The sequence below is a fragment of the Moraxella sp. K127 genome (assembly GCF_015223095.1).
Classification (GTDB): Bacteria; Pseudomonadota; Gammaproteobacteria; order Pseudomonadales; family Moraxellaceae; genus Moraxella.
The window spans coordinates 21,196-32,229 of the sequence record NZ_JADFBZ010000037.1; the positions used below are offsets into that span (position 1 = coordinate 21,196).

General features: G+C 46.0%; 9 protein-coding genes. 4 read left to right on the top strand and 5 right to left on the bottom strand.

The window, feature by feature from the left end; genetic code table 11:
* Positions 1-16: 16 nt before the first annotated feature.
* The 4 genes from hemW to IM753_RS08960 form a co-directional block, all read right to left on the bottom strand.
* Positions 17-1,198 (bottom strand): radical SAM family heme chaperone HemW, encoded by a 1,182-nt coding sequence (gene hemW, locus IM753_RS08945; RefSeq protein ID WP_194109122.1) that lies wholly within the window; start codon positions 1,196-1,198, stop codon positions 17-19.
* Between the two features lie 144 nt (positions 1,199-1,342).
* Entirely contained in the window at positions 1,343-2,518 is a 1,176-nt protein-coding gene (locus tag IM753_RS08950) for a DEAD/DEAH box helicase (RefSeq protein ID WP_194109123.1), read from the bottom strand.
* A gap of 132 nt (positions 2,519-2,650) precedes the next feature.
* Positions 2,651-3,058 (bottom strand): hypothetical protein, encoded by a 408-nt coding sequence (locus IM753_RS08955; RefSeq protein ID WP_194109124.1) that lies wholly within the window; start codon positions 3,056-3,058, stop codon positions 2,651-2,653.
* A gap of 163 nt (positions 3,059-3,221) precedes the next feature.
* Positions 3,222-3,434 (bottom strand): cold shock domain-containing protein, encoded by a 213-nt coding sequence (locus tag IM753_RS08960; RefSeq protein ID WP_062498077.1) that lies wholly within the window; start codon positions 3,432-3,434, stop codon positions 3,222-3,224.
* 226 nt (positions 3,435-3,660) lie between these two features.
* On the opposite strand from IM753_RS08960, the gene aroQ reads away from it, so the two are divergent.
* The 4 genes from aroQ (at position 3,661) to nudC (ending at position 8,435) form a co-directional block, all read left to right on the top strand.
* Positions 3,661-4,155, top strand: a complete 495-nt coding sequence (gene aroQ / locus IM753_RS08965; RefSeq protein ID WP_062498079.1) for a type II 3-dehydroquinate dehydratase — start codon at positions 3,661-3,663, stop codon at positions 4,153-4,155.
* Positions 4,152-5,750, top strand: coding sequence for a DNA polymerase III subunit epsilon (dnaQ, locus tag IM753_RS08970; RefSeq protein ID WP_194109125.1), 1,599 nt, complete (start codon positions 4,152-4,154; stop codon positions 5,748-5,750). The genes aroQ and dnaQ overlap by 4 nt, the downstream gene beginning before the upstream one ends.
* Before the next feature lie 109 nt (positions 5,751-5,859).
* Positions 5,860-7,545, top strand: a complete 1,686-nt coding sequence (locus tag IM753_RS08975) for a hypothetical protein (RefSeq protein ID WP_194109126.1) — start codon at positions 5,860-5,862, stop codon at positions 7,543-7,545.
* Complete coding sequence (nudC, locus tag IM753_RS08980; RefSeq protein WP_065256348.1) at positions 7,542-8,435, top strand: NAD(+) diphosphatase; 894 nt, start codon at positions 7,542-7,544, stop codon at positions 8,433-8,435. The genes IM753_RS08975 and nudC overlap by 4 nt, the downstream gene beginning before the upstream one ends.
* An 839-nt stretch (positions 8,436-9,274) precedes the next feature.
* On the opposite strand, the gene leuA is transcribed toward nudC, so the two are convergent.
* Complete coding sequence (gene leuA, locus IM753_RS08985; protein ID WP_065256349.1) at positions 9,275-11,005, bottom strand: 2-isopropylmalate synthase; 1,731 nt, start codon at positions 11,003-11,005, stop codon at positions 9,275-9,277.
* Between the last annotated feature and the right edge of the window lie 29 nt (positions 11,006-11,034).

Genomic DNA, 11,034 nt, shown 5'->3' on the forward strand with positions numbered 1-11,034 from the left:
TGTTATTTCATGGTTTTTATAAAAAAGCCCGCACCAAATGATTGACGTATTTAAAGCCCATCTTGGTCGGGGCGATGATGTCAGGGTGAAACACCATCAGCCCTTGATGTTGTAAGGGCAAAAGCTCATTATCAATGGTGCTAACAAGTAGCCCCGTCCGCTCTTCAAAGGTGCGAGTTGTCGTGCCATCTGCCAAACGCAGGGCATTCATCATAAATTCAAAGGGCAGACTCTCATCCGCCACCCGCTCAAAGCCTACCATCTTTGGAGCATTATTATAATTTAGATAGTCTTTGGGCAGGCGAGATTTGGCATAACGATAAATACCATCTGGATAATCGGTATGCTCACGCAGTGTTACTTTGCCATGCCCACCTGCCCCAATGGCAAGATAGTCGCCAAATTGCCAATAGTTGACATTATGACGACACGGCTCATCATCACGCCCGACCCATGCCGACACTTCATAATTGGCAAAACCTGCTTGCAAAAGTCGCTCTCGCCCTGCATTCTCTATGCGTTCTAGCTCGTCATCATCGGGCAAGTCAGGCGGACTGCGATAAAAGGCGGTGTTTGGCTCAATGGTCAGCTGATACCATGAGATGTGCGTTGCCCCTGCCGATAATGCCATGTCAATGTCACGCACGGCAAGCGTGGCGGTCTGACTAGGCAAGCCATGCATCAGGTCGGCATTGATACGAGTAAAGCCTGCTTGTTTGGCATTTTTGATGGCATTGACTGCTTCATCATGGCGATGTATTCGCCCCAATTTCGTCAATGCCCCATCATCAAAGGACTGCACACCCACCGATAAGCGGTTAATACCCAGTGCCAAATAGTCGGCAAAGGGGGCATGTTCTAGCGTACCGGGGTTGGCTTCTAAGGTAATCTCAATATCATCGGCAAAAGGGATCATCTCACGTAACCCCAAAAACAGCACCCGATACTGCTCTATCGGCAACAGCGACGGCGTTCCCCCACCGATAAAGATACTTTGTATCGCACGCCCCCCTGTTAAGGCGACTTGCGAGCGAGCGTCAGCCAAAAGTGCTGTGACATAATCAGCAAAAGGGGCAGACTCGGGCAAGGCGTGCGAGTTAAAATCACAATATGGACATTTTTTGACACACCACGGAATGTGAATGTACAAAGACAATGGGATATTAGCAGGGTCAAGGATTAGACTATGTTCGTTCATTGGTTTATATGGCGTGACACATGCCATGCCTTTTATTGTTTTTAATGATTGGTTGTTATGATTTTTGTGTTTATTTCTGTATTAAATCGCACCTAGGTTGCGATACCATTTGGCATGATATTTAGCCATCATGCCAGCTTACACCTAGTCTTGCACCAAATCATCAAACTGCAACAAACCAAACTTCATGCCCAAATGCTTCTCTAAGGCAGGCAGGTTAAAGGCGTCATCTTCGCCCACCAAGCTAATAGACACGCCCGATTGCCCTGCTCGTCCTGTGCGTCCGATACGATGAACATAATCATCGGGCAAATCAGGCAGTGTGTAGTTAATGACATGAGTCACGTCATCCACATGAATACCACGCCCTGCCACGTCGGTCGCCACCAACACATTAACTTCGCCATCTTTAAAGCGTTTTAGGTAACGTTCTCGCTTGGCTTGGGCGACATCGCCTGAAAGCATGGTCACATCCACATGCTTACGTAGATTGTCATACAGGCGTTTGACTTGGTCTTTGCGATTGGCAAAAACAATGGCTTTTTTGACATCATCACTGCCAAGCAACTGCTTTAATGCCGTCAGTTTTTGGCGGTCGGTTAATAGATAAAAACGCTGTTCAATGTTCTTATTGGTACGACTCTCGGGGGCGATTTCCACAAAGGTCGGCTGATATAGCCAGCGATACGCCAAATTCATAACATCGGTGTTGAAAGTCGCCGAGAACAGCAAACTTTGGCGGTGCGTATTGGCAGGCATTTTGCTGATGAGTCGCTTGACATCAGGGATGAATCCCATGTCAAGCATGCGGTCGGCTTCATCCAACACCAACACTTCCACACGGTCAAGAAACAGCACGCCCTTTTGCACCCAATCAATAATCCGCCCTGGTGTGCCAATCAAAATATCCATCGGGCGACGGTTTATCTCATTTGCCTGCTTGTCATAATCCGCCCCACCAGTCATACACAAAGCATACAAATCACTCTCTTTGACCAACTCTCGGCAGTCGCTATAAATCTGCTGTGCCAGCTCTCGGGTCGGTGCTAGGATTAACGCCCGTGGCTCACCCAAATAACGTGTCTCATCATCGCCAAACGGGCGAGACAGCAGGCTTTGGATGATGGTAATCAAAAACGTGGCAGTCTTGCCCGTGCCTGTCTGTGCCTGTCCAATGGCGTCTTGTCCTGCTAGGGTGTGGGGCAAGATTTGGGCTTGAATGGGCGTGAGAGTCTCAAAACCCAAAGCCGATACTGCCTTTTGGATGGGTTCTGCTAAGGGTAAGTCACGAAACGTGCTAAATTGCTCGGTCAAGGGCATGTCCTTTTAAGCTAAATGGGCGAATTAGGTTGTTTGGTATTTTTACCAAATGCTTATCAATGATATTTTTAAAAAATGATAAAACAAAAGTGATTGGCAATATTTACGTTTTTATCTTTTGATAATTTTAAATCATCCATCCAAATCATCAAAACAGGCATTAAGTGAGCCTTCCACGGCTTGCTGAACAAACCGCTCTTTGTCAGCTTTGTCATCATAAACAGGCATTTTATAAATGATGTTCAAGCCGTTGTGCCATGTCTCATCAATAAATGACACCATGTCTTTTTTGGAAAAACTTTTTTCCACTCTTTTTAGGGCTTTATCAAGGTTTTTCTTGGCTTTGTCTTTGCCGACCCCATTTTGATGGTCGATGGCGATGTCATAAACACCTTTACTGGCAACCATGCAAATCCCTGCTATCTCTTCGATTCTGGCTGATTCGTCCGCTGATAAGGTCACTGCCGCATGAGCCGTACCACTGATACCGAGCAACGCTAGGATACCGAGTGTGCAGATAAGTTTGTTTGGCTTTTGCATAATCACGCCTTTATAAAAGAATCAATCTTATATTTTATCACAACTTATCATGACAGGCAAAACCCAATTTAAAAGCTTGATTTTAAAGGCTAATGTTAAAGCCCAATTTTAAAACCCCCACAAAAAAACCCACCCCAAGGGCAGGTTTTGCGTGACTTAAATATCACATTAACCTGGTGACTTCTTCGGCTTGCAATCCTTTATCGCCTTCGGTCACGACAAATTCCACCATTTCACCTTCTCTTAGCGAGCGATAGCCGTCACCGACAATAGAACGAAAATGCACAAACACATCTTCGCCAGTGGCACGCTGGATAAAGCCAAAACCTTTGGCATTGTTAAACCATTTAACCTGACCTTGTTCACGAGCAGACATAACACTTCCTTAAAAAATACCACATTGTAACACTTACAATGATACAAATAACCAAATAAGCCTACGCACTATGCAGTTATCGTAAACTCGTGCCTAAATATAGCACACTTTTAAAGGGCTGTAAACGTATGTAACCAAACATTAACAAAAAATTTACGCCCCACTACCTTTAAAAATTTGTTAAAATAATCAGCATTTAACATAAAACACACAGACATCAACACTCATGAACCAAACCACTCCCCTAAATCGCAAACTATTAGTGCTAAACGGTGCCAATCTACACTTACTGGGCAAGCGTGAACCGCACATTTATGGTACGACCACCTTACAAGACATCGTTCACCGCCTATCCACCACCGCTCATCAGCACGGTATCCAACTTGACCATTTTCAGTCCAACCACGAAGGCGACATCGTGGACATCATCGGTAGCCAAGGCGTATTGGCGGACGACCACGACAAATTTGATGGGGTCATCATCAATCCAGCCGCCTTTACCCATACATCCGTTGCCATTCGTGATGCCTTACTTGCCAGTGGCAAACCCTTTATTGAAGTGCATTTATCCAACGTCCATGCTCGTGAGCCGTTTCGCAGTCATTCGTATTTTTCGGATAAGGCGGTGGGCGTGATTTGTGGGCTTGGCGACATGGGTTATGACATGGCATTGGCATGGTTTTTAAAAAATTTATATAAAACAAATGGCGTACACTCATGACCATCATCGCTTATACTGACGGGGCATGTAAAGGCAACGGCAAGGCAGGGGCGTCTGCTGGCGGATTTGGCACGCACATCATCTACCCCACAGGCGACGTGCTAAACATTTGGGGCGGTGAGAGCGACACCACCAACAATCGCATGGAACTCATGGGGGCAATCACCGCCCTAGAACGCACGCCTGCTGACACACCGATACAGATTTGGACGGACTCGGGCTATGTCAAAAACGGCATTACCCAGTGGATTAACGGATGGAAAGCCAAAGGCTGGAAAAAAGCAGACGGCAAAGCGGTACTCAACCAAGACCTATGGATACGCCTAGATAACGCCTGCCAACGTCGCACCATTGATTGGCAATGGATAAAAGGACACGCAGGACATGTCGGCAATGAGATGGCGGACAAACTTGCCAATGATGGTGTTACTGGCAGTGGCGAGTTGTTTATCAGTCACGTCCCCACAAATAACCCTGCAAGCAACACCCAGACAGACAACAAAACCAATACCGAGCCAAACATCATATCAAAAGAGACAGACGAGACAACCACGATGAATGAGACCACCAACCACGCCCTTGATGACAGCAATTTTCACGGCAATGATTTTCATGACAATGCCGTTTATGAGAGCGATTTGGGCGAGGACATGGATTATTATGCCGACATGGCAAACATGGTAGCAGATGATGAATTTGACCCTGCTACCCCAATGGTGGATGTGGGAGCGGATATTAATGACAGCGAGCCACAAAGCCAAACGCAAAATGAAACCCCCGCCAAAAAATCCAAGAAAAAAACACCACCTGCCCCCATGCAAGTGGTTCGCCACGACCACCAAAACCCCGACTATGACGGACGTACCGATGAGATTCGTGAGCCGTTTTGGGCGGTACTGCCCGACCCCATTCATCGTGGAGCATCAGAGCGTCAGCTGATTATGGATACGGAGACGACGGGCATTGACCCTGCCACGGGCGACCGTATTGTTGAGATTGGCATTGTTGAGATGGTCAAACGCAAGCCAACTGGGGTTCAACTGCATGTGTACCTAAATCCCGACAGGGGGATGGACGATGAAGTCATTGGCGTTCACGGCATTCATAATGAATTTTTGGTAGATAAGCCCCGATTTGCCGATGTTGCTCCTTATATCTATGAGTTCATGAAAGGGGCGGAAATCATCGCTCATAACGCCCAGTTTGATATGAAATTTTTATCGCATGAGTTTGATAAAGTGGGCATGACCGACTTTGCCGATGTCGTGGAAGTCACCGACTCACTCATGCTTGCCCGCAAAATGTATGCAGGGCAAAAGAACAATTTGGACGCCCTTGCCAAACGCCTAGACGTCGGTCAGGACATTGACCGTTCCTACCACGGGGCATTAAAAGACTCGCAGATTTTGCTTGAAGTCTATCTTGCCATGACCAGTGGGCAGATTGCCATGAGCATGGAAGAAGAAGGGGCGAGCCAAGATGACAACAGGGGCGAGATTAGTTTTAGTGATTTAAGTGCATTGTCCGCCCAACTAATCCGCTCAAAAGATGACTTCTCTGCCGATGGGGCATGGCGTGAGAGCGTACTTAAATAACAATTTATCCGATATTTGCCCTATTTAGTATAATTTTACTTGCCAAGTTTCGCCAAACATGGTTAAATGTAGCGATTATTAATGCGTGCTGTAAAACAACAGGATTATCATGACTCAATCAGCCAAAACCGCCACCAATTTTGACTTATCATCACTTCATATTTTGCGTAATGAAATCAGTACGGTATTAAAAGATGCTGAGACGCATTTGCGTGAGTTTTATGATGACCCCGACCAAGCCCCCTTACTGCTAGATTCGGCAAGTAACTTATCACAGCTGTCTGCCATTTTTAAATTGATCGCCTTTAATGGAGCAGGACTACTTGCTGAGAACCTATCAGCAAGCTACACTCTACTGCACGGTAATGCCGATGGCGACGAAGACGAAAATGAGATTCTAATGACAGACATCTCAGAAGCCATCATGCTACTAGACCGCTACGTTGAGTTTGTCTTATTAAAAGAAACGCCCGAACCTGCTCTACTGCTACCCATCATCAATAAACTGGGCGAGCATTTGGGGCATGTTGCCATTGAATCAACCACCCTAAACCAAAACATTAACAGCGTTATCATCGCCGACCCCCAAGCAAACTACACTTCTCTTAGCACGCTTGGGCTCAATGCCAGAGCCTTAACCCAAGCCTATCGTGCAGGTCTGTCTGTCGTTCTTGAAAACAAAGATGGCATCATCTCTGATGATGAACACCAAAAATTAGATGGCATGACCAAAGCCTGTGCTGTGATTGCCCAGCATTCTGACACCTTATTTTGGCAGTCAGCAAAGACCATCACCCAGAACATCGCCAACGACCTACCGCTAAGCCATGCCAAAAAGCGTATCTTAGTTTATCTAGAACAGCAATTTTCTGACTATCTGCCGATTGAAGACCGTCGTTTTGCCGAGATGGTTAGCTTTGCTTGCAACAAAAACAAAGACTTTGCCACCCTTGCCAATCAAAAGTACGCCCTAAACCGAGTGAGTGACACCAAGTTTAGTGAAATGCAACGTTTCTTGTTCGGGCCCAACCGTGAAATCACCGATACGCTCAATGACCTGATTCAAGAGCAATTAGAAGCCATCAAACAAAAAGTGGACAAATTCGTGCGTGCATCTAACGGCATGGGTGAGATTGGCGACATGGTCAGTATCGATGACATCAAAACCGAGCTTGACACCCTATCTGGAACCATGATACTGTTAGAGCTTACCGATGCCAGCCAAGCACTAAAAGCGGCATCGTCTCAAATCGGTAGCTGGCAAAATCCCACCCTAGAAGACTTGGATACTTTCTTGGACAAACTATTGGTCGCTGAGAACGCTGCCATTTTCCTATCTAAGAGCCACACCCCAGGGGCGGTTAAATTACCCCTGCATAACCGTGAAATCTCCCTGCATCAGCTAGACACGTCTTATGAAGCCCTAGTCAAAGAAGCACGTAGCAACCTAACCGCGGCGACTTTGGCATTGACTGACTATATCGCAGATAGTAACCGTGACATCATGAACCTACAAAACACGCCCGAGATGATTCGCCAAGTGGCAGGGGCGGCGGCATTCTTACGTCTATCTGCCACATCGGCTCAGCTGTATCTGCTGGCTCGTCGCCTAGAAAATGGACTGCTTGATAAAGTCAAAACCGCCCCTGATGGCGAGCTGGCACGCATCAGCAATGCTTGGGCAGATGTCTTGGTTGCAGCGGACTTTGAATTTGAAAACTTCGAAGAAAACCGACCCACTAATGAACAAAGCATTCTCATCAGCCAAAATAGCTTAAATCAGCTTGTGGCATGAGCCATCAGAACATCACTCTCACAGGCACGCCGTCATCGACTACCCATACAATATGGGTCATTGATGGCGAGCGTGTTTTTTGTCGTGATGGCAAACCTTATGCATTTGACCATATCGAGATAGGCATAGATGGTTTAATTGACGGCTTGGACGATGGTTTAGATGACACACTGGGCGTGGTTGAATTGCTTCATTTTAGATATGATGACAGGCGGGTGTTTGCCATTGATTATCAAAAGATGGTCGAGCCACACCCTACCAAACCAAATCATCTCGACCATCTTAATGGCGAGTTCATCGCCTATCGCCATACCGTTGCCGTAACCGACAGCCACACCGCCCATGAAATCTCGGCAGGCATTCAGCTGTTATTATGGCAAAAGGGCAATCAATTCTGCGGTTATTGTGGCACCAAAACAGTGCGCCATCACAAAGAAAACACCATGGCATGTCCTGCCTGCCATCAGCATTTTTATCCTAAAATACAGCCTTGTGTCATCATCGCCATCACCCGTCCCTGTCCTGTGACAGGTCAGCTCCAAATCCTATTAGCACAACATCATCGCCATCAGGCAACAGGCATGTATGGACTCATCGCTGGATTTATGGAAGTGGGCGAGAGTGCCGAGATGACCATTCATCGTGAAGTGCTAGAAGAGACAGGCATTCATGTGAACAACATCCGCTACATCAAAAGCCAAGCCTGGCCATATCCGACCAATCTTATGCTTGGCTTTTGTGCCACTTATAAGTCGGGAAACATCGTCATCGATGAAGATGAACTGTCCCACGCTCAGTTCTTTGGCAAAGATGACCTACCACTGATTCCCAAGCAAGGGACGATTGCTTATGAGCTGATTAGTCAAGTATTGGGCTTAAATGAATGCTAGGGTAAGTAGCACCTGCCATTGATGGTATTTTTATAGAATACACTCTACTCTCAACTTTATGTCAGTAGGGCATGCCCACCCTTGGTGTTTGATGGAAGTGTTAAGTCTTCATCATATTTTATGAAAATATTATCAAAGGTAGGCACACTCTAGGGCGTGCCTACCTTTGGTATTTGCAATAAAAAATGCCTGTTTAAAAAAGCAGGGGAATCGCCCGTTTTTCAAGGAAAAAACAAAGGCTGTGAGTTTTCTATCAGACAAGTTTTTATTAAATCTCTTTCCAAACTAAAAATAAACCTTTATAAGTATTGGGGTTGAAGTTTTTAAAAATCCACAAAAATCGGGGTTTGGAAAGAAGTCTATTATAAAAAACAATCCGACCACTTAACTGGGTAAATTTTAAGATTTTAACTTAGCTTTTTTAAATTAAGTGGTCGGATAGCCATTTTTCATGCAAAAATTGGTTGAAATTGTCAAACTTTCATCTTACACTATACAAAATGAAAAAGTACCACGGTTTCCGTTCGTGGTGAGCCTGTCGAACCATGACGGAAACCGACCCTTCGACAAGCTCAGGGCGAACGGTTTCCGTAGTAAAATACAATTTTGTTGGCTGTATTTTATAAAAATGTTATCAATGGTGGGCACGTCCTAATCAAGTACAAATAATTAATTCATCAAAATTGAATGTAATTTCCCACTACATGTTATCGATAGATTAAATCCCCCATCCTATCAATTCCACCCCAAAAAATTCAATTAGGATTATGTTAAATAAATTTTTGTAAAAATAAAAAAGAGCGAATATTTTCGCCCTTTTTATCATTACATTACGACAATTACCACGCCTGCGACAATGCCGACAGCACGCCTTTTAGCATGGACGATACAGTGCTGTTGCACACGCCAATGCCAGAATACACCTTGCCTGCCACATTAAGCTGAACATACGCCGCCGCCGCCGAGTTGGTTTGGTTGTCGCCCAGCTCGTCATCAAGCAGGCTTTCGGTCGCCTTGACGTTAATGGCGTGTTCTGAATAATTGGTAACGTGAATGTCCTTGCCTGTCGCCTTGACCAGTCCGTCAATAAATGCTGACAACGCACCATTGCCCTGCCCGATGATTTCTAGCACATCGGTTGGCGTGGCGATTTGTCCGTTGAATGACACATCTCCGCCCTTATTGTTAATCTGATAATCACTAAGTTTAAAGGTTTCTTGGGTTAAATAAGTCTTGGTAAAAATGTCAAGCAATTCGTCCGTTTTTAGCTCACGAGCCAAACTCTCGGCTTGGTTTTGCACCACTTTGGCAAAATCAATCTGCGTCCAACGTGGCAAATCAAAACCATAATGACGTTGCAGAATATACGCCGCCCCACCCTTGCCCGACTGGCTATTGATACGCACCACGTCTTGATAGCTTCGCCCGATATGCACAGGGTCAATGGGCAAGTATGCCACGTCCCAATGCTGTTCGGTTTCGGGGTGTTTTTCATTATAATCAAGCGACTTTTTAATGGCATCTTGGTGCGAGCCTGAGAAAGCCGTAAACACAAGTTCGCCGACATAGGCATGGCGTGGGTGTACGGGCAAATTGGTGCAATCAGTCGCTACTTGCACAATCTCACTCACTTGCGACAAGTCAAGCTCAGGGTCTACCCCTTGCGTGTACAGGTTCATTGCCATGGTCAAAATATCCATGTTGCCCGTACGCTCGCCATTACCCAGTAGCGTACCCTCCACGCGGTCAGCCCCTGCCATAACACCAAGCTCACTTGCTGCCACGCCACAACCACGGTCGTTGTGCGTGTGTAGGCTCACAATCACGTCTTTACGGCTTGGCAAATGACGACAAAAATACTCAATCTGGTCGGCATACAGGTTGGGCGTGGACGCTTCTACGGTGGCAGGTAGGTTCAAAATCACTTTTTGTCCGTCTTGGGGTTGCCACACATCGCACACCGCTTGGCAGACTTCTACGGCAAAATCAGTCTCGGTCTGGCTAAAACTCTCTGGACTGTACTGAAAAATCCACTCGGTCTCAGGATGGCGTTTGGCAATGTCTCTAAGCAGGGTCGCTCCATTGACCGCAATCGCCTTAATGCCGTCCTTATCAAGCTGATAGACCTTATCACGTTGCACCCTTGACGTGCTGTTATAAACGTGAACAATGGCACGTTTTGCCCCTTTTAGGCTCTCAAAGGTGCGTTCAATCAAATGCTCACGAGCCTGCACCAGCACCTGCAAAGTAACGTCATCAGGCACATGACCGCCTTCAATCAAAAGACGTGTAAAGTCAAATTCCACTTGGGCGGCAGACGGAAAGCCAATCTCAATCTCCTTGAAACCAACCGCTACGAGCAATTTAAAAAAGCGTAATTTTTGCTCAATGGTCATGGGGTCAATCAAGGCTTGGTTGCCGTCTCGCAAATCCACGCTCGCCCAGATGGGGGCTTTTTCAATTCTTTTATCACACCAAGTCCGATTTTCTAATTTGGGAGCAAATTCAAAAGGACGGTATTTGGTATGGTCAAAAGCGGGGTTTTTGGGGGTGATTTTGGGTGTTGGCATGGCTAGGCTCGCTATATTTTTTTTAAATT